The organism is Sphingobium sp. TomTYG75, from assembly GCF_054771635.1.
In genome coordinates, this window is sequence record NZ_BSRE01000001.1 from 1209699 (window position 1) to 1227664 (window position 17966).

The following is a 17966-nucleotide window of genomic DNA, read 5'->3' on the forward strand; positions in this document are numbered from 1 at the left end:
TTATACAGGGCGCCATGTCCGCGTTCCTGCTGTTCCTGATCTTCGCCGCCACCGTCACCGCGATGGAGGGCTTTGCCTATGTCATGCACCGCTGGGTGATGCATGGGCCGGGCTGGTTCTTGCACGCCAGCCATCATCGTCCCCGCAACGGGATGTGGGAAGCGAACGACCTCTATTTCGTGATCTTCGCGCTCCCCTCGATCCTGCTGCTGCTGGGGGGCGTGCAATGGGGCTGGGGCGATTGGGCAACCGCCTGCGGCGCGGGGATCGCGGCTTACGGCCTCATCTATCTCGGCTTTCACGACATCCTCGTCCATCAGCGGATCACCCACCGGCATGTTTCCCGCTCTCCCTATATGAAGCGGATCGTTCAGGCGCACCGGTTGCATCATGCGGTCGAAACGCGTGCGGGCTGCGTCAGCTTCGGCTTCCTGGTCGCCCCACGGCCGGAAGAACTCAAAAGGCAACTGGCGCAGGGGGATCGGCGGAAGGGCGTGCGGAAGGCACGCGGGCTCATGGAAGCAGAGTGAGCAATCGGTTCGTTTCTGGCCCATTGGCAGCAACGGCGGCAAGCTGAATGGCACGCATCGGCCTTCTGGGCGGCTCCTTCAATCCGGCACATGGCGGCCATCGCGCAATCTCGCTGTTCGCTGCGAAGGCGCTGCGGCTGGACGAAGTCTGGTGGCTGGTTTCGCCGGGTAATCCGCTCAAGCCCCGTGCTGGCATGGCGTCCCTCGCCGCGCGCCTCGCCCATGCGCGCCATATCGCTCGACGCGCGCCGATTCGGCCCACCGCGATCGAGCAAGCGCTGGACACCCGATACACCGTCGATTCGCTTAAGATGATCAGGCACCGCTTCCCCCGCAATCAGTTTATCTGGCTGATGGGCGCGGACAATCTGGCCCAGTTCGGCCAGTGGAAAGATTGGCGCGGCATCGCGCGACAGATGCCCATTGCCGTAATCGCCCGGCCCGGCTATGATGGAGTTGCCCGTGGCTCTGGGGCCATGGCCTGGCTGCGGCGTTTCGTCCGGCCCGCGCGCCAGAGTGCAGACTGGACGGATTGGAGACCGCCGGCGCTTGTGCTTTTGCGCTTTCGCCCTGATCCAAGATCGGCGACCCTGCTGCGGCAGGCGAAACCCCTCTGGCATCGCGAATATGAACATGCACGCGTGCGCGATCCGCTCACGCGCCGGTTGATTGTCTAGAATGGAGCATTTTTGACCAGACCACATCCTGCCAACGACCCGGCTGATGCCGACAGCGTTGCCGCCCTGCACGACCTTGTCCTGAAATCGCTCGACGATGACCAGGCGCAGGAAACCATCTCCATCCCGCTTGAAGGCAAGAGCAGCATTGCCGACCATATGGTGATCGCCAGCGGGCGTTCATCGCGTCAGGTCGCGTCGATGGCGCAGAAGCTTGCCGAGCGCATCAAGCAGGCCACCGGCCGCTCCGCGCGCGTGGAGGGACTGCCGGTCGCTGACTGGGTGCTGATTGACGCGGGCGACGTGATCGTCCACCTGTTCCGGCCCGAAGTGCGCAGCTTCTACAATCTGGAACGGATGTGGGGCTTTGTCGACGCGCCGGTAGCTGGCACGGCCTGAAGGCTCTTACGGCATCGGCCTCGCTCGCCGATGCATGCAGACCTTCGACAAGCGCGCACTGACCCGTTAGGAGCGTGAGCCATGCTCCTCCACATCATCGCGCGCGGCAAGATCGGACGTTCGGCCGAAGCGGAACTGGTCGAACGTTACGTGAAGCGGCTGACCATGTCGCACAGGATCACCGAACTGCCCGACCGTGGCGGCAAGCTGCCGCCCGCTCCGACTGGCACTATCACCGTGATGCTGGACGAGAAAGGCCGCCAGCTCAGCTCCATGGACTTCGCCAAGCGGCTCGAAGGCTGGCGAGACCAGGGCGCGCGCGAATGCCGCTTCCTGATCGGCGCGGCGGACGGCTTTGACGACGAAGCCCGCGCCGGGGCTGACCTGCTGATCGCCTTTGGCGCGATGACCTGGCCGCACATGATGGCCCGCGCTATGCTGGCGGAACAATTGTGGCGCGCCTGTTCCATCCTTTCGGGTCACCCCTATCATCGCGAAGGCTGATGCCGCCACCGCTCGACATGGATGGGCGTTTGCGCCTAGTCAGATATCGCCGGTCGCCAGCAGGACCGGCAGGGGGCAAGGTGTGAAAAGGTCAACAGCCTTCGCGGCGATCATCGGCGGCGCAGCGGTCATCGCCGCCGCGCGCCTGGCTGCGGCTCCTCAAGCGGGCATCATCCTGGGCGGCACCGGCGAAACCAGCCTGCGTCAGGAACAGGCTGCGCTGAAGGCGGCCCGCATCCAGTCCGAACAAGCACGCGAACGCTCCCAGCGTTTGGAACAGCAGGCAACGGCCGCGCGGGACGAAGCCGAACAGGCGCGCCGCCGCGCCGCCGCCATGGCTGCCCGTATCCAGCAGGCCGAGGCTGATATTCAAGCGGCCCAAGCGCGTATCGCGATCATAGCCCGCATGCAGCGTTCGCAAGCAGCACGGCTGGCGGCCAAGCAGGAGCCGGTTGTCCGTTTGACCGCCGCCCTTCAGATGATGGCGCGGCGGCCTTTGGCCCTGGCGCTGGTGCAGCCGGGGTCGCTGAGCGATGCCGTCCACATGCGCGCCGTGCTGGGACAGATATTGCCCGTCATTCAGGAGCGCACAGCTGGCTTGCGCGCTGAACTGGAGCGCAGCCGCGCCTTGCGTGAGACCGCCGAGCAGGCCGCCGCTTCACTCGCCCAAAGTCAGGCCGACCTCCGCAATAGCCAAGCCGCTTTACGCAGCTTGGAAACGCAAAAGCGGCTGGCGGAGAGGGACTATCGCTCCAACGCCAATCTGGAGAGTGACCGCGCCCTCGCTCTGGGCGAAAGAGCCCGCGACATCGTCGATCTGATGGATCGCCTCCAGGCCGCAGGCGATCTGCGGGAGGAACTGGCAGCACTCCCCGGCCCGCTGCTCAGGCCAGCGCGCCCCGACCTCGCCATGGCGCCTGCACAGGCAAGGCAGCGCAGTGCGGGCGGACCTCCACCCTATCGCTTGCCGGTGATGGGCCAGCTGGTCACCGGCATGGGTGAATTGTCGGAAAGCGGCGTCCGGTCGCGGGGCCTCACCATTGTCACCCAGTCGGGCGCGCTCGCCGTCGCACCCACGGCGGGGCGCGTCGTCTTCGCGGGGCCTTATCGCGGCTACGGCCAGATCATGATCCTGGATCATGGCGGCGGCTGGACCACGTTGATCACCGGATTGCATCGGCTTTCCGCCGCCGTGGGCGATGATGTGCGACAGGGCGATCCGCTAGGCAACGCCGGAAGCGGGCGTCCGACCATCACGATCGAACTGCGTCGCAATGGTCGTCCGGTCGATATCGTGCCGTTGGTCGGACTAGGTTGAAAGCGCTAGAGCGCGCTGCGTTTAATTGGACGCAGGCCGCGCGCCCTAGTTTTTTGTTTTCGCATCGTTTTAGGCGCAAAACCGGTTCCCACTTTTGCGCACGATGCTCTAGCGCCGCCAGCGCGCCCAGATGGCCGTCGGCAACTCCAGCCCTCTCGCTTCCTCGCGCACGGCCAATTCACCCGCTTCGACCGTGCCCGGAAGATCGGCAAAGGCCTGCTTCAGCAATTCCCCGATCGCCAGCGCGGACATGCGCACGGCGTATACGGTCAGGAACAGGAAGCGGCTGTCGGCATCCAGCAGACGGCGGCAATCCGCGATCAGCCGAGGCAGATCCTCTTCCAGCCTCCAGATTTCACCGTCCGGCCCACGGCCATATTTAGGCGGGTCGAGCAATATGCCGTCATAGCGCCGCTCTCGCCGGACCTCGCGAGCGACGAACTTCGCCGCATCGTCAACGATCCAGCGAACCGGGCGGTCTTCCATCCCCGATGCGGCGGCATTAGCCCGCGCCTGCGCCACCGACTTCTTCGACGCATCGACATGCACCATCTGCGCGCCGGTAGCCGACATCGCCAATGTCCCGACGCCGGTATAGCCGAACAGGTTCATGATCTGCGGCTGCTCCAGCCCGGCCGTCTGCTCGCGCATCCAGTTCCACACCGGCGCCATATCGGGAAAGAAGCCGAGATGCCGGAAAGGCGTGCAACTCGCCTGAAACGTCACCTCGTTCCAGCTGAGCGACCAACCTTCAGCGGGCACCGGGCGATCATAGAACCAGCGCCCGCCGCCCTCTTCATCCGATCCCGGCACGAATTCGCCATCGGCCTGCCAGTCGGCACTCGCGGGCGCCCACATCGCCTGCGGCTCGGGTCGGATGAAACGATAACGGCCATAGCGTTCCAGCTTGCGGCCATGACCCGAATCGAGCAGGCCATAATCGGCCCACGGCTCACCGATGAGCGTGTCGAGCTTCATGCTCGCGGCGTAGCGCGCTCCGCGACATAGGCGGTGATCGCCTCAAAGGTCGCGGGCAGCTTGGCATAGGCTTCCTCTCGGGCGAACAGGTCACCCATGCGGGCAGGCAGAGGCGGACGAAGCCCGGTGGCGCGCTCCACGGCCTCGCGGAACTTGGCTGGATGCGCCGTCGCCAGCGTGACGATCGGCACGCCTGCCTCAACCTCCATCTCGCGCGCGGCGGCAAGGCCCACGGCGGTATGGGGGTCGATGACCTGACCCGCTCCATCAAAGGCCCAACGAATCGCCATGTTCATTGCATCGCCATCGACGCGCGCCGAAGCGAACAGCTTAGCCGCGCCAGCCCGCTGCGCATTGGTGAGCCGCATCGCCCGGCTGGTCTCGAAACCCTTCATCTGCTCAGCCAGCGCCGGACCGCCACGGCCACCTGCATCGAACAGCAGTCGTTCGAAATTCGAACTGATCTGGATATCCATGCTGGGAGTGGAAGTCTGAACGACCTGGCCCTGGCTATAGTCACCATCCGCCAGCGCACGGTGCAGAATGTCATTGACGTTGGTCGCGACCATCAGCTTCGCAACGGGAAGCCCCATCTGCGCCGCGACATAACCAGCGAACACGTCGCCGAAATTGCCGGTCGGCACTGAAAAGGCAATTTGCCGCTCGGGCGCGCCCAGTCTTACGGCGGCGTAGAAATAATAGACCACCTGCGCCATCAGCCGCGCCCAGTTGATGCTGTTCACCGCCGACAGATTGAACTTCTTCGAAAAGACAGGGTCGTTGAACATCGCCTTCACGAGTGCCTGCGCGTCGTCGAAGCTGCCCTCAATCGCGATATTATGGACGTTGGGCGCGCGCACCGTGGTCATCTGGCGCCGTTGCACGTCGGACACGCGGCCTTCCGGGTGCAGCATGAAGATGTCGATCTTCTCGCGCCCTGCAACGGCGTCGATCGCCGCCGACCCCGTATCGCCTGAAGTCGCACCGACGATCGTCAGATGATCATCACGGCGGGACAGGAACCGCTCGAACAGCTGCCCCAGCAATTGCAGCGCGACATCTTTGAACGCCAGGGTCGGGCCATGGAAAAGTTCGAGCAACCAATGCTGGTGGTCCAGCTGAACCAGCGGCGTCACCGCGTTGTGGCTGAACCGGCCATAGGCGGCAGTGCACAGCTCGCGCAGTTCATCTTCACTGAGCGAGCCCGCGACATAGGGGGCCATGACGCGGACGGCGGTTTCCACATAGGAAAGCCCGGCGAGCGCGCGTATGTCCGCCTCCGAAAAGCGCGGCCAGCTTTCCGGAACATAAAGGCCGCCGTCGGACGCCAGCCCTGCCAGCGTCACATCCTCGAAACCCAGCGCAGGCGCGCTTCCCCTGGTGCTCACATATTGCATGATGGGGAAGCGCGGTAACGAGGCTGGAGCGTTGGAGCAAGCCTTTACGACGGGTCGGCCGATGGAGGCATCCGCTTGCGAAGCGCAAGAACGTAGATAACCACGGCCACCGCCGCGAAGAAGAACCACTGGATGGCATAAGCGAGGTGATTGTTCGGAACGTCGTTGACGCTCGGCGGGGCGACCGGTTTCAACCCTTCCGGCGCGCGCTCCGCGATCAACATCGGCCGCAGCGGAAGGACATTGGCCGTGAACCGCGACAACAACGTCCGGTGATCAGGCTCTTCGGATATCCAGCCGGTGACTTGGCCGCCTTTCCAATTTGGCCTCAGGTCCGGCTGCTTGGCGACGCCCAAGGCAACGAGCGCTCCAGGCCCTTCTGCTCCGGTGGCGCATTGCGCGATATAGCGGTAGCCGACCGACCCATCGGCGGCCCGTCCCGCTTCCGTCTGCCAGCCGACGACATTCAGGCAATGAATGGAAGAGCGCCGGAACAGCAGCACGGGCGGAACAGGTGGCATTTGCGGGAAGCTGACAGTCGGCTTGGCTGGATTGGCCGACGCAAGGGCCAGCATCGCCTCCTTCTCGCCGCGGCGCTGCAACTGCCAGATGCCAAGGGCGATCATGACCAGCACGGCGCCTGCCACGATAATGCTGGCAAAAAGGGGGACGCGACGCGCGGTCATAGCTTGACCGCCGACGATATGGTCGCCCCGGTCAACGCGGACGGGCCGAGTTGCCGGCAGGCAGGCACGGCACTCGCATTCGGCAGCCGAACGCCGGGCAGAGAGAGGCTGGACGGCTGGAGAAGCACTGGTGTGGAAAGAAGCATAACGACAGGCATAATTATCTTCCGCCCAAAAGAAAACGGCCGGTTGTTACCGGCCGTTTTCTTGATGGATAAGACGCAGTCCTTAGCCGCCGTGCATCGGAGCGCCCCAGCCGCCCCACACATAGATGGCGACGAACAGGAACAGCCAGACGACGTCGACAAAGTGCCAGTACCAGGCAGCGGCCTCAAAACCGAAATGCTGGCGGGGAGTGAAGTGCCCCTTATAGACGCGGACCAGATTGACGATCAGGAAGATCGTACCGATCAGAACGTGGAAGCCGTGGAAGCCCGTCGCCATGTAGAAGGCCGAGCTGTAGGGGCTGCCGCCGAACGGGAACGGCGCATGCATATATTCATAGGCCTGGATCGAAGAGAAGAGCAGGCCGAGGATCACCGTCAACCACAGGCCGGTTTTCAGACTCTCACGATCTCCATGAATGAGCGCGTGGTGCGCCCAGGTGACGGTCGTGCCCGAGCAGAGCAGGATCAGCGTGTTGAGCAGCGGCAGCTCAAACGCGTTCATCACCTCGATACCCTTGGACGGGAACAACCCTTCGATCGGAGCAAGCTGGCTCGGGAAGAGCGAGAAGTCGAAGAACGCCCAGAACCAGCCGACAAAGAACATGACTTCCGAAGCAATGAACAGGATCATCCCATAGCGCAGATGCAATTGCACCACCGGCGTATGGTCACCGGCATGCGCCTCTGCGATCACGTTCGCCCACCAGCTATACATGGTGAACAGCACGCCCGCGACGCCGATCAGGAATACCCAGCCACCGCCGGCAGGCATGGCATCAGGGTGCATCCACATGATCGCGCCGAGCGCCATTACCAGCGCCGACATGGACCCGAATAGCGGCCAGATGCTGGGCGGTAGAATATGATAATCGTGCTGCTTGGCGCCTGCCATGACGTACTCTTCCCTGTTCGCGTTCGCGTTATCGTGGATTGCCTTAGCTCGGCTTCTTGTCCTGCTCAACAGGATAGAAGGTGTAACTTAGCGTAATTTGCTGAGTGTCCCTATTGTCGGGATCATTCAGTATCTTGGGATCAACATAATAAATCACCGGCATGCGGACCTGCTCGCCCGGCTGCAATGTCTGCTGGGTGAAGCAGAAACACTGAATCTTGGTGAAGTAGGCGCCAGACTGGATCGGCGTCACGTTGAAGCTGGCCGTGCCCGTAACAGGCTTATCCGACATGTTCTTCGCGATGAAGATCGCCATGTCGCGCGCGCCAACGGTCACCGTATCCGTCCGATGTTCAGGATAGAATTGCCAGGGCATGCCAGGTTGAACGTTGGAATCGAACCGGATCGACATTGTATGGCCGATCGCAGGCTGCAACTTGACGTCAGCAGCAGCGCGCTGCGTCGTGCCGCCATATCCCGTCTGCTGGCAGAAAATCCGGTAGAGTGGGACCGATGCGAAACCCAGCCCAAGCATAGCCAATCCTACCCCCGTCATAGTGATGAGGGTGCGGCGGTTCCGGCGATCCCGATCAAAAGGCGACGGTGGCAAGCTGGCCATTACTGACCCGCGCCAATCTTCACGATCGTGATCGCGTAAAAGAGAATGACGAGCGCCCCGAGCAACAGCCCAGTGACAATGGCGCGCGACTTCTGCCGACTGCGTACCTGCTTTTCCTCCTCAGGCGTCATGCCAGCAACCAACGATCAATGACAACCGCTCCGAACAGAAGGAAAAGATAGAGGATCGAATATTTGAACAGTCGGCGTTCGGGACCCATGCGGCTGGGATCCATTTCACGGCGCCGGTAGACCTGAAAGGCGAAGATCACGAACAGGCCCGTACCGAACAAGGCAGTTACGCCGTAAATCAGACCGGTAAGGCGAAGCAGAATGGGTGCCATCGCTGCGGCGGCCATGATCGCGGTGTAGAACCATATCTGACGGCGCGTAGCAACTTCACCTGATACGACGGGCAGCATCGGAATGTTTGCCGCAGCATAGTCGGTCTTCACGAACAGCGCGAGTGCCCAGAAATGCGGCGGCGTCCAGAAGAAGGTGAGCATGAAAAGCGCCACCGGGAGGGCGCCGACGTCACCTGTGACTGCAGCCCAGCCAATAACGGGAGGAAAGGCCCCCGCAGCACCGCCAATGACGATGTTCTGTGTTGTCCGGGGCTTGAGCCAAATAGTGTAAATGAAAACATAGAAAAGAATCGACACCGCCAGGATGGCAGAGGCGAGCCAGTTCGTCGCCACGCCCATCAGCAGGACCGAGAAGAAGGAAAGGCCGACGCCGAAATGGAGGGCCGACTGCCGGTCCATCCGGCCAGCGGGCAGTGGACGGTTGGCGGTCCGCTTCATCTTTGCGTCAATATCCGCCTCATACCATTGGTTGAGCGCTGCGGCTGCGCCAGCGCCCAACGCTATGCACAGGATGGCCGTGAAGGCGAGTACGGGATGGATTTGACCAGGCGCCGCGAGCAGCCCGCAAAGACCGGTGAAGACAACCAATGTCATCACGCGCGGCTTGGTCAGCGCGACAAAGTCGCGCCAGTGTGCGGGAATCGTGGAAGCGGCGCTCCCGGTCATGAACGGCGAACTTGCCATATGCTCCTCATGCGGCAGCCCGGCACCATCACAGGCGCCGGCGCTGCTAACTGCGGGTCCGCGATATTCGTCGCCACCCGGCATCCCGCTGGATGCATTCTTTTCGCCGATCGTCAGTCGATGACCGGCAATGTTTCGAACTGGTGGAATGGCGGCGGGCTGGGCAGCGTCCATTCCAGGGTCGTCGCGCCTTCGCCCCACGGATTGCCTTCTGCCTTCTTGCCGAAAGCAAGCGACCAGAAGACGTTCACGAAGAAGATCAACACGCCCACGGCCATGATCTCATATCCATGGCTGGCCACGCTGTTCCAGTAGGCAAAGGCTTCTGGATAATCGGGGTAGCGGCGGGGCATGCCCGACAGGCCGAGGAAGTGCATGGGGAAGAACAGCAGGTTCACGCCCACGAAGAACACCCAGAAGTGCAGGTGGCCGAGGAATTCGCTGTACATGCGGCCCGACATCTTCGGGAACCAATAGTAGAAGCCCGCGAAGAGACCGAAAACGGCGCCCAGCGACAACACATAATGGAAGTGGGCAACAACATAATAGGTGTCGTGCAGCACGTCATCGACGCCGCCATTTGCCAGGACCACGCCGGTAACACCACCCACGGTGAACAGGAAGATGAAGCCCAGCGCCCAGACCATGGGGGTCTTGTAGCTGATCGAACCGCCCCAAATCGTCGCGATCCACGAGAAGATCTTGATGCCGGTGGGAACGGCAATGACCATCGTCGCGGCCGTGAAGTACATCTTCACGTTCACCGACATGCCGGTGGTGAACATATGGTGCGCCCAGACGACGAACCCGACGACGCCAATCGCGACCATGGCATATGCCATGCCGAGGTAGCCGAACACCGGCTTACGGCTGAAGGTCGAGATGATCTGGCTGACGATACCAAAACCAGGCAGGATCATGATGTACACTTCGGGGTGCCCAAAGAACCAGAAAAGATGCTGGTAAAGCTCCGGATCGCCACCCCCGGCGGCATCGTAGAAAGTGGTGCCGAAGTTACGATCGGTCAGCAGCATGGTGATAGCGGCCGCCAGAACCGGCAGCGCGAGCAGCAGGAGGAAGGCGGTGACCAAAACCGACCATACGAACAACGGCATCTTGTGCAGGGTCATACCCGGCGCGCGCATGTTCAGGATGGTAGTGATGAAGTTGACGGCGCCCAGAATGGAGCTGGCGCCCGCGATGTGGAGCGACAGGATAGCCATATCCACAGCTGGCCCCGCAGAACCGCTGGTCGAGAGCGGAGCATAGACCGTCCAGCCCGTGCCCGCGCCATTACCCGTACCACCAGGAACGAATGTCGAACCGAGCAGCAGAGAAAAAGCGGGGATCAGCAACCAGAAGCTGATATTGTTCATGCGCGGGAAGGCCATGTCCGGCGCACCAATCATGATCGGCACGAACCAGTTGCCAAAGCCGCCGATGATCGCAGGCATGACCATGAAAAAGACCATGATCAGACCGTGCGCGGTGATCAGCACGTTCCAGAGGTGATAGGCCTGGTCCATCGTGGCCGAAGGACCATCAGTCATCTGGGCCCAAGTGTGGAGATACTGAATGCCGGGCTGCGCAAGCTCAGCACGCATCAGACCCGAAATTGCGCCACCGATCACGCCGGCGAGGATCGCGAAGATCAGATAGAGAGTGCCGATGTCCTTGTGGTTCGTCGACATGAACCAGCGCTGGAAGAAGGCTGGCTTGTGATCGGCGTCATGATGATCATGAGCATGATCGCCGTGATGATCTGCAGTAATCGTGGTCATGGCGTTATGCCCTTACATCAAAGCTTTTCGGCGGGAGCGGCGGCAGGCGCTGCGGGAGCGGCAGCCGTAGCTGCTGCGTCAGCGCCCCTAAGCTTGCCGCCCTGCGAGAGAACCCACTGGTCAAACTGGGCAGGAGGCAGCGCCTCAATCGCGATCGGCATGAACCCGTGACGCGCGCCGCACAGTTCAGAACACTGCCCGTAATAGACGCCCGGCTTCTCAATGGTGAAGGTCTTCTCATTGAGACGGCCAGGAACAGCGTCCATCTTCACCCAGAGCGACGGCACCGCAAAGGCGTGGATCACGTCAGCACCGGTGATGATCAGCTTGATCGGGCGGCCAGCAGGAAGAACCATGCGGTTGTCAGGCGCGAGCAGATAAGGCTCGCCATTCGCCTCGGCCTTTTCCCTGGGAAGCATGTTCGAGACATATTCAGGAATGCCGTTGTCGGGATATTCATAACCCCAATACCACTGGTAGCCGGTGACCTTCACGGTCAGCGCATCCTTGGGCGCGGGCTTGTACTGGTCAGCCAGCAGGCCGATCGAGGGCACCGCGATAACAAGGAGAATCACTACCGGAACCACGGTCCAAATCACTTCGATCAGCGTATTGTGCGATGTCTTCGACGGCACCGGATTGGCGCTGCGGCGGAAGCGGATCATCACATAGAGCATCAGGAGGGCCACGAAGACCGAAATGATCGTGATGAGCGGCAGAAGCAGCACGTCGTGCAACCAGCGAGCGGTATGACCCGTGGGGGTGAACTGTTCCTGTAGGGTGATCTCGCCGGGGCGCGGCATGCCGATGCCTTCGGTCGGCTTCATGCGGGGCGGCGCGGCAACCTTGGCCGCAGGCGCAGCCTCGGCAGCGGCCGCATTGGCGCCCGAGTCGGCCGGTGCGGCGGCATTGCCCGCAGCGGCGGCTGCGACGGCGGCATTGTCCTGCGCCAGCGCCTGACTGTTCAACACCGCAGCTGGCGCAAAGGCCAGCAACCCGGCGAGAACGAGCGATTTCACCATTTTCATAAGCGTCTTCTTACCCCGTAACCCCTTGGCGCCGCTGCAACGAAGGCGCGCGCATGCGCATCCCCCTCCGCCCGGTCGGTCTGCCGCGGCTTATAGGCATGGTTTTTTCCTGCCTCAAGCGGGCAGGAGCAGATTTTCTTCGCTGTTGCAACGCCCCGGTCGTCCGCCTATCTCGCACCTCGCGCGCAGGGGCGCGTTCATGGGCATTACCCATGCTAGAAATTGATGTGCAGATGGCCCCGAAAATAGGCCTGGGCATGTACTGATGGATCGAAGAACCGGATGACCGACGAGGAAGTACTGGCAGAATTCAGGGCCGCAGGAGCGCTGCTGGAGGGACATTTCATTCTGTCCTCGGGCCGGCGTAGCGCCAATTACCTGCAATGCGCGCGGGTATTGATGAACGCCGAACGCGCAGGCGGCCTCGCGCGCGCAGTCGTGCAGAAGCTGCCCCGCGAACTGCGGCAGGACATCGACCTTGTCGTCTCGCCCGCCATGGGCGGCCTTATCATCGGCCATGAAGTCGGGCGCGCGCTCGACAAGGATGCCGTATTCCTGGAACGGCCCGAGGGAAAATTCGAGTTGCGGCGAGGCTTCGCCATAACGCCCGGCCAAAAAGTGCTGATGGTCGAAGACGTCGTTACGACCGGGCTGTCGTCGCGCCAGGCGATCGAAGCGGTGGAGGCCGAAGGCGGCATCGTTGTCGCCGAGGTAGCGCTAGTCGATCGATCCGCAGGAGAAGTGGATCTGGGCGTCCCCTTCTACCCGCTCGTCAGCATCAATTTCCCTGTATATGAAGCAGATGATGTCCCGCCGGAACTAGCGGCCATCCCCGCGATCAAACCTGGAAGCCGGAAACAATAGGCATCATGCAGCAAACTCCCGCCCACCTGCGCCTGGGTGTCAACATCGACCATGTTGCCACCATCCGGAATGCGCGGGGGGGAGAACATCCTGATCCCGTCAAGGCGGCGTTGCTGGCCGTGAAGGCGGGGGCCGATGGCATCACGGCGCACCTGCGCGAGGACCGGCGGCACATCCGGGACGAGGACATCGCCACGCTGATGGCGGCTCTTACCGTTCCGCTGAACCTGGAAATGGCCGCAACGCGGGAGATGCTGGACATTGCATTGAAGCATCGCCCGCATGCGACATGCATCGTGCCTGAAAAACGCGAGGAGCGGACGACCGAGGGCGGTCTGGATGCCGCCGGACAGATCGAGACGCTGCGACCGATCGTCGGCGCCTTGGGGGACGCGGGGATTCGCGTCAGCCTTTTCATCGAACCTGATTCGGCGCAAATCGAGGCAGCGATGCATCTAGGCGCTCCGGTGGTGGAGTTTCATACGGGGCGCTATGCGCATATTTCTGGCTCAGCGCGCGCGGAAGAGTTGCGGCGAATCTCAGATGCTGCGGCGCTTGCGGCCAAAAACGGTATCGAACCCCATGCTGGTCATGGCCTCACTTTCGACAATGTAGGCCCGGTGGCGGCAATTCCGCAGGTGGCCGAACTCAACATCGGCCACTTCCTGATTGGCGAGGCCATTTTCAGCGGGTTGGAAAGCAGCATCCGCGAAATGCGGCGGCAGATGGACCTGGCGCGTTGATCATCGGCCTCGGCTCCGACCTATGCAACATCGAGCGGATCCAAAATTCGCTCGATCGCTTTGGCGAGCGGTTCGAGCAGCGCGTTTTCACCGAAGTCGAACGCGCCAAGGCAAACCGCCGACCGTTCACCAAGGCCGGGACGCTCGCCAAGCGTTTCGCCGCCAAGGAAGCCTTTTCCAAAGCCGTGGGGACGGGCTTTAATCGTGGCGTGTTCATGAAGGACATCGGCGTCGTCAATCGCCCCGGCGGCGCACCGACGCTCGAGCTGACCGGCGGCGCGCTCGCACAGCTTCAAACAATGCTGCCCGATGGACACAAGGCGGTCATTCACGTCACGCTAACCGATGATCATCCATGGGCGCAGGCATTCGTCATCCTTGAGGCCCAGCCCCAGTGACCACGGCACCACCAGCATCCGAGAAGCCATCCATGACGGCAGCCGACATGAGCGAGAACGACCCGCTTTCCACAGAAGAACCGGCGGCGGCATCGCCAGCCCGAACGGACAAAAGTGCGATCGACTGGTGGCATGAGGTGAAGAGCATCGCGCTTCTGATTCTGGCGGTCCTGGCCTTTCACAGCTTCGTCGCCAAACCCTTCTACATCCCGAGCGAATCCATGATGCCGGTGTTGCTAAAGGGCGACCGGCTGGTGGTCAGCAAATTCCCTTATGGCTGGTCCTATGTTTCGCCGAGTTTCCACCCTCTGCCCTTTCTAAAGGGCCGCATTTTCGGCCGCCTGCCCGAGCGTGGCGATATCGTCATCGTGTCGCCGCATAACCGGCGGGAAGACTATATCAAGCGGGTGATCGGCCTGCCGGGCGACATCATCGAGGTTCGGGGCGGACAGGTCATCCTGAACGGCACCGCTGTTCCCCAGAAGGCAATCAAGCCGGTCCTGATCCCGATCGATGGCAACGCCCCCTGTTCCCCCACCCAGTTCCCCGGCGCCCGCATCACGGGGGCAGACGGGCGGGAATATTGTCAGTTGCCTGTCCGGCAGGAGATTCTACCGAACGGCAAAAGCTATGTGACGATCGACATGGGGCCGAGCGCGCTGGATTGGTATGGTCCGGTGCGCGTTCCACGCGACCATGTCTTCCTGATGGGTGACAACAGGGACAATAGCGCCGACAGCCGCGCGCCGCTTGAGGAGAACGGCCTTGGAGGACCTGTCCCTTGGGAAGCGATTGGCGGACGGGCGGAGTTCATTACTTTTTCGCTCGACGGCAATTCCAGCTGGAATCCCGGGACCTGGATTCACGCGCTGCGTAGTGGCCGGGCGGGGAACAGCTTACGCCCGGAAAGCGTTCCACCCCCGAAATAATACATCTGCAAAGGGGCTGGTGATTGAGCGGGAAACACGTCCACATTGAGCAACCGGGTCCGAGTGAACTGCGCAACCCGCTCGTTCAGCATGAGATAAAACGCGCGGGCGTGTGGATCGCCATGGCGGTTGCCGTCGCACTGCTGACCTTGCTCGCGCAACCGATCATGCTCATCCTTGGAGCGCTGGTCCTGACCAGCATGATGGACGGCGGCACGCGGCTACTCGGCCGTGTCTTACCCATCGGCCGAGGCTGGCGCCTTACGATCGTGCTCCTCTCCGCCCTGCTGTTCCTGGCTTATACATTCTACCTGACAGGCGCGAGTTTGGCCGCGCAGGCGCAGGCCATGCGCACCATCGTGGAGACTCAGGTCACCCGCATCGGTGGCTGGATGCAGCAAATGGGCGTGACGACGACACCCAATGATTTCAAGAGCCTGGCGACGCAGGCTTTCAATTCAATCGGTCGGGTCACTGCGGCGGTCGGCACCGTCATGGGCGCCGTGACCAGCGGCGTAATGATGCTGGTGCTGGCGATTTTCATTGCGGTGGAGCCGCGTCTCTATGAGCGCGGCGTCGCTTGGATGCTCCCCATGAGCAGCCGCCTGAGCTTCTACAATGTCATCGACAGGATGGGGTGGACACTGCGGCGTTTGATGTTCGGTCGACTGATTGGCATGGCGGTCGAGGGCGTTGGAACTTGGCTGCTGCTGCTCGCGGGGGGTGTCCCAATGGCTGGCCTGCTGGGAATCCTGACCGGGCTGTTTGCTTTTCTGCCGAACATCGGGTCGATCATATCGGGCGTATTGATCGTGCTCGTCGGATTTTCGGCGGGGGTGGACGCCGGGATCTACGCCTTTTTCGTGTATCTAGTAGTGCAGATCGTCGATGGTTACCTGATCGTTCCCATGGTGGCGAAGCGGGCAACCGACCTTGCCCCCGCGCTGGTCCTGGCCGCGCAGATATTGTTCGGCGCGCTGTTTGGAATAATGGGCCTGTTCCTGGCCGACCCGATCGTGGCGATGATCAAGGTCTATCTGGAGGAACGGTCCAAGGCGATGAACGATGGTCCCGAATCAAAGGGGATCGTCGTCACCGAATAAAAAAAGGGTCCGAAAACCGGACCCTTCTATTCTTTACATTTCGGCGATGCGATCAGCGGCCGGGAAGCGGCGGAGGAGCCGCGCCCTGCTGCATCATCTGCTGCATCCGCATGATGTCTGCCTTCGATTTGAAATCGTGCAGTTGAACATCGAAGACCAGCACGGAATTGGCGGGGATAGGTCCAGCCGCCTGCTCACCATAGCCGAGCTGCGGCGGGATCCAGAGACGGTACTTGCCGCCCTTCTTCATCTTTTGCAGACCTTCGGAAAAGCCCGGCACAACGCCATCGACCGGCATCGCGGTCTGGGCATTTTCGTCGAAGACAGTGCCGTCGAGCAAAGTGCCCTTATATCCAACCAGCGCCACGTCCGCTGCGGTGGGGCTGGGGCCAGTGCCCTCTTCCAGAACCTTGTACTGGAGGCCCGATTCGGTCGTGACTACACCTTCCTCCCCGGCATTGCGGGCGAGGTAGCTGGCAGGCGAAGGCTCGACCCCGCGCTGCCCGGCCCAGGCCAAGCCACCCGCGGCGATCGCCACGGCGGCAACACCGATCCAGAGACGCGTCAGCGACCCCTTGGCGATGGGACGAAGGGGAACAGCGGTCGTGGACATGGACCTAAGCCTCGCGATGCGGATGATCAGCAGAAAGAGGCGGAGAACCGCCGCCCCTTAAAAACGAACGTCTTAACGAACGCCGTCACGCTCAGCGCGCTTGCGCTCCAGCTTGCGCGCGCGGCGAACCGCAGCGGCCTTTTCGCGGGCGCGCTTTTCCGAGGGCTTTTCGTAGTGACGGCGCAGCTTCATCTCGCGATACACGCCCTCACGCTGCAGCTTCTTCTTGAGCGCGCGCAGGGCCTGGTCGACATTGTTGTCGCGAACGATGATTTGCATAATCCAGTCAAACTCCAGTCGAAAACGGGCGGTTCGTCAGGAAAAAAACCCTTCCCGACGGGCCTACCGAAAGTAATAGCGATGAGTCGTCGCAGGGCAGCCTGCGCCGTGTGGGGCGCGCCCTACCAGCAGAGTCGGCCAAATTCAACCCCAAAGCCGTTTCGCTCGACAGCAGCGCCGCCGGGGAGGATAGTTACGGCGACAGGGTATAGGAGGACCACCATGGCAACCGCCGCTTCCGCTGATGACATGCCCATCGAAGAATGGAAAGCGCGCCAGCAACTTGCTGCATGCTACCGCATATTTGACCACATGGGATGGTCAGAACTTATCTACAATCATATCACGCTGCGCGTGCCCGGCGACGACAGCGCGTTCCTGATCAACCCGTTCGGCTTGCTTTATTCCGAGGTGACGGCGTCCAACCTCGTCAAGATCGACATTGACGGGCACATATTGGACGGCAGTCCCTATCCAGTGAACCGCGCCGGTTTTACCCAGCACAGCGTCTTCCACCGCCACCTACCCGACGCCCACTGCGTCATCCATTCACACACGACCGCCGCCATGGCGGTCAGCGCGACACAGGAGGGGCTGCGTCCCACCAATTTCTATGCCGCCGCCTTTGCCGGGCGAATCGCCTATCACGATTTTGAAGGCATCACCCTGCGCCCCGAAGAAGGCGAGAGGCTGATCGCCAATCTCGGCGACCGGCGGCTAATGATGCTGCGCAACCACGGTACGTTGGTCATGGCGGACACCCTTCCCAAGGCATTCCTCATGCATTGGATGCTTCAGCGCGCCTGCGAGATACAGGTAGCGACGGGTTCGGCAGGCACCCCTGTCGACATTCCGGACGAAGTGATTGCCGTACATCAACGCGATATCAGCGGCGTGCAGTTGCCGACTGGGCCGGGCGTTCCTGATTTTGAGGCAATGGTTCGGTTGATCGATCGGATCGATCCAGGATGGAAAAACTGATGTCCGACTGAACGCGATTCGCAATCTGGATC

General features: G+C 61.9%; 22 protein-coding genes. 11 read left to right on the forward strand and 11 right to left on the reverse strand.

Going from position 1 to position 17966, the window contains the following annotated elements:
* Positions 1-14 precede the first annotated feature (14 nt).
* The 5 genes from ACYU81_RS06140 (at position 15) to ACYU81_RS06160 (ending at position 3428) form a co-directional block, all read left to right on the forward strand.
* Positions 15-530 carry a sterol desaturase family protein gene (locus ACYU81_RS06140; RefSeq protein WP_460986863.1) on the forward strand — a complete coding sequence of 172 codons (516 nt, stop codon included), beginning with the start codon at positions 15-17 and terminating at the stop codon, positions 528-530.
* A 47-nt stretch (positions 531-577) separates the two neighbouring features.
* Positions 578-1207 carry a nicotinate-nucleotide adenylyltransferase gene (locus ACYU81_RS06145; protein ID WP_460986864.1) on the forward strand — a complete coding sequence of 210 codons (630 nt, stop codon included), beginning with the start codon at positions 578-580 and terminating at the stop codon, positions 1205-1207.
* A gap of 12 nt (positions 1208-1219) precedes the next feature.
* Complete coding sequence (gene rsfS / locus ACYU81_RS06150) at positions 1220-1606, forward strand: ribosome silencing factor (RefSeq protein ID WP_449474303.1); 387 nt, start codon at positions 1220-1222, stop codon at positions 1604-1606.
* Positions 1607-1687: 81 nt separating this feature from the next.
* The gene (locus ACYU81_RS06155; protein ID WP_460986865.1) at positions 1688-2110 is read left to right on the forward strand and encodes a 23S rRNA (pseudouridine(1915)-N(3))-methyltransferase RlmH; all 423 of its coding nucleotides are present in this window, start codon (positions 1688-1690) and stop codon (positions 2108-2110) included.
* An 82-nt stretch (positions 2111-2192) separates the two neighbouring features.
* Complete coding sequence (locus ACYU81_RS06160) at positions 2193-3428, forward strand: murein hydrolase activator EnvC family protein (RefSeq protein ID WP_460986866.1); 1236 nt, start codon at positions 2193-2195, stop codon at positions 3426-3428.
* Positions 3429-3536: 108 nt separating this feature from the next.
* Here the strand turns inward: ACYU81_RS06160 and ACYU81_RS06165 are convergent, their stop codons facing one another.
* The 9 genes from ACYU81_RS06165 to coxB all read right to left on the reverse strand — a co-directional run bounded on the left by ACYU81_RS06165 (position 3537) and on the right by coxB (position 12024).
* Positions 3537-4406, reverse strand: a complete 870-nt coding sequence (locus ACYU81_RS06165; protein ID WP_460986867.1) for a class I SAM-dependent methyltransferase — start codon at positions 4404-4406, stop codon at positions 3537-3539.
* Positions 4403-5803 (reverse strand): threonine synthase, encoded by a 1401-nt coding sequence (gene thrC, locus ACYU81_RS06170; RefSeq protein ID WP_460986868.1) that lies wholly within the window; start codon positions 5801-5803, stop codon positions 4403-4405. Before thrC ends, ACYU81_RS06165 begins: the two co-directional genes overlap by 4 nt.
* 44 nt (positions 5804-5847) lie before the next feature.
* A complete protein-coding gene (locus ACYU81_RS06175) occupies positions 5848-6489 on the reverse strand; it encodes an SURF1 family protein (RefSeq protein WP_460986869.1) in 642 nt (213 codons plus the stop codon).
* A 228-nt stretch (positions 6490-6717) separates the two neighbouring features.
* The gene (locus ACYU81_RS06180) at positions 6718-7548 is read right to left on the reverse strand and encodes a cytochrome c oxidase subunit 3 (RefSeq protein ID WP_449474314.1); all 831 of its coding nucleotides are present in this window, start codon (positions 7546-7548) and stop codon (positions 6718-6720) included.
* Positions 7549-7591: 43 nt separating this feature from the next.
* A complete protein-coding gene (locus tag ACYU81_RS06185) occupies positions 7592-8167 on the reverse strand; it encodes a cytochrome c oxidase assembly protein (protein ID WP_449474315.1) in 576 nt (191 codons plus the stop codon).
* Positions 8167-8298 (reverse strand): hypothetical protein, encoded by a 132-nt coding sequence (locus ACYU81_RS06190; RefSeq protein ID WP_268934763.1) that lies wholly within the window; start codon positions 8296-8298, stop codon positions 8167-8169. Before ACYU81_RS06190 ends, ACYU81_RS06185 begins: the two co-directional genes overlap by 1 nt.
* The gene (locus tag ACYU81_RS06195) at positions 8295-9215 is read right to left on the reverse strand and encodes a heme o synthase (RefSeq protein WP_460988124.1); all 921 of its coding nucleotides are present in this window, start codon (positions 9213-9215) and stop codon (positions 8295-8297) included. Before ACYU81_RS06195 ends, ACYU81_RS06190 begins: the two co-directional genes overlap by 4 nt.
* A 113-nt stretch (positions 9216-9328) precedes the next feature.
* Positions 9329-10996, reverse strand: a complete 1668-nt coding sequence (ctaD, locus tag ACYU81_RS06200; protein WP_196224696.1) for a cytochrome c oxidase subunit I — start codon at positions 10994-10996, stop codon at positions 9329-9331.
* A gap of 17 nt (positions 10997-11013) precedes the next feature.
* Positions 11014-12024, reverse strand: a complete 1011-nt coding sequence (coxB, locus tag ACYU81_RS06205) for a cytochrome c oxidase subunit II (RefSeq protein ID WP_449474317.1) — start codon at positions 12022-12024, stop codon at positions 11014-11016.
* A 282-nt stretch (positions 12025-12306) separates the two neighbouring features.
* Here coxB and pyrE point away from each other — a divergent pair, with 282 nt between their 5' ends.
* The 5 genes from pyrE to ACYU81_RS06230 are packed head-to-tail and all read left to right on the forward strand — an operon-like array spanning position 12307 to position 16061.
* Positions 12307-12888: an orotate phosphoribosyltransferase gene (gene pyrE / locus ACYU81_RS06210; RefSeq protein WP_449474318.1), complete on the forward strand. Its 582-nt coding sequence runs from the start codon at positions 12307-12309 to the stop codon at positions 12886-12888.
* A 5-nt stretch (positions 12889-12893) separates the two neighbouring features.
* Positions 12894-13631: a pyridoxine 5'-phosphate synthase gene (locus ACYU81_RS06215; RefSeq protein ID WP_460986870.1), complete on the forward strand. Its 738-nt coding sequence runs from the start codon at positions 12894-12896 to the stop codon at positions 13629-13631.
* Entirely contained in the window at positions 13628-14029 is a 402-nt protein-coding gene (gene acpS, locus ACYU81_RS06220; protein ID WP_196224700.1) for a holo-ACP synthase, read from the forward strand. The genes ACYU81_RS06215 and acpS overlap by 4 nt, the downstream gene beginning before the upstream one ends.
* Before the next feature lie 32 nt (positions 14030-14061).
* On the forward strand, positions 14062-14958 hold the full coding sequence (gene lepB / locus ACYU81_RS06225; protein WP_460986871.1) for a signal peptidase I: 897 nt from the start codon (positions 14062-14064) through the stop codon (positions 14956-14958).
* 23 nt (positions 14959-14981) lie between these two features.
* On the forward strand, positions 14982-16061 hold the full coding sequence (locus ACYU81_RS06230) for an AI-2E family transporter (RefSeq protein ID WP_460986872.1): 1080 nt from the start codon (positions 14982-14984) through the stop codon (positions 16059-16061).
* A 52-nt stretch (positions 16062-16113) separates the two neighbouring features.
* Here ACYU81_RS06230 and ACYU81_RS06235 read toward each other — a convergent pair whose 3' ends face one another.
* Positions 16114-16674 (reverse strand): FKBP-type peptidyl-prolyl cis-trans isomerase, encoded by a 561-nt coding sequence (locus tag ACYU81_RS06235; protein ID WP_449474321.1) that lies wholly within the window; start codon positions 16672-16674, stop codon positions 16114-16116.
* Positions 16675-16746: 72 nt separating this feature from the next.
* Positions 16747-16953, reverse strand: coding sequence for a 30S ribosomal protein S21 (rpsU, locus tag ACYU81_RS06240; RefSeq protein WP_004208618.1), 207 nt, complete (start codon positions 16951-16953; stop codon positions 16747-16749).
* Between the two features lie 222 nt (positions 16954-17175).
* Between rpsU and ACYU81_RS06245 the strand changes: the two genes are divergently transcribed.
* Positions 17176-17934, forward strand: coding sequence for a class II aldolase/adducin family protein (locus ACYU81_RS06245; RefSeq protein ID WP_460986873.1), 759 nt, complete (start codon positions 17176-17178; stop codon positions 17932-17934).
* Positions 17935-17966: the final 32 nt, after the last annotated feature.

Excerpts from the sequence above, each read along its gene's own strand:
- ACYU81_RS06140 (WP_460986863.1), top strand. The coding sequence starts at position 15 with ATGTCCGCGTTCCTGCTGTTCCTGATCTTCGCCGCCACCGTCACCGCG.
- ACYU81_RS06145 (WP_460986864.1), top strand. The coding sequence starts at position 578 with ATGGCACGCATCGGCCTTCTGGGCGGCTCCTTCAATCCGGCACATGGC.
- ACYU81_RS06155 (WP_460986865.1), top strand. The coding sequence starts at position 1,688 with ATGCTCCTCCACATCATCGCGCGCGGCAAGATCGGACGTTCGGCCGAA.
- ACYU81_RS06165 (WP_460986867.1), bottom strand. The coding sequence starts at position 4,406 with ATGAAGCTCGACACGCTCATCGGTGAGCCGTGGGCCGATTATGGCCTG.
- thrC (WP_460986868.1), bottom strand. The coding sequence starts at position 5,803 with ATGCAATATGTGAGCACCAGGGGAAGCGCGCCTGCGCTGGGTTTCGAG.
- ACYU81_RS06175 (WP_460986869.1), bottom strand. The coding sequence starts at position 6,489 with ATGACCGCGCGTCGCGTCCCCCTTTTTGCCAGCATTATCGTGGCAGGC.
- ACYU81_RS06180 (WP_449474314.1), bottom strand. The coding sequence starts at position 7,548 with ATGGCAGGCGCCAAGCAGCACGATTATCATATTCTACCGCCCAGCATC.
- ACYU81_RS06185 (WP_449474315.1), bottom strand. The coding sequence starts at position 8,167 with ATGGCCAGCTTGCCACCGTCGCCTTTTGATCGGGATCGCCGGAACCGC.
- ACYU81_RS06190 (WP_268934763.1), bottom strand. The coding sequence starts at position 8,298 with ATGACGCCTGAGGAGGAAAAGCAGGTACGCAGTCGGCAGAAGTCGCGC.
- ACYU81_RS06195 (WP_460988124.1), bottom strand. The coding sequence starts at position 9,215 with ATGGCAAGTTCGCCGTTCATGACCGGGAGCGCCGCTTCCACGATTCCC.
- ctaD (WP_196224696.1), bottom strand. The coding sequence starts at position 10,996 with ATGACCACGATTACTGCAGATCATCACGGCGATCATGCTCATGATCAT.
- coxB (WP_449474317.1), bottom strand. The coding sequence starts at position 12,024 with ATGAAAATGGTGAAATCGCTCGTTCTCGCCGGGTTGCTGGCCTTTGCG.
- pyrE (WP_449474318.1), top strand. The coding sequence starts at position 12,307 with ATGACCGACGAGGAAGTACTGGCAGAATTCAGGGCCGCAGGAGCGCTG.
- ACYU81_RS06215 (WP_460986870.1), top strand. The coding sequence starts at position 12,894 with ATGCAGCAAACTCCCGCCCACCTGCGCCTGGGTGTCAACATCGACCAT.
- lepB (WP_460986871.1), top strand. The coding sequence starts at position 14,062 with ATGACGGCAGCCGACATGAGCGAGAACGACCCGCTTTCCACAGAAGAA.
- ACYU81_RS06235 (WP_449474321.1), bottom strand. The coding sequence starts at position 16,674 with ATGTCCACGACCGCTGTTCCCCTTCGTCCCATCGCCAAGGGGTCGCTG.
- rpsU (WP_004208618.1), bottom strand. The coding sequence starts at position 16,953 with ATGCAAATCATCGTTCGCGACAACAATGTCGACCAGGCCCTGCGCGCG.
- ACYU81_RS06245 (WP_460986873.1), top strand. The coding sequence starts at position 17,176 with ATGGCAACCGCCGCTTCCGCTGATGACATGCCCATCGAAGAATGGAAA.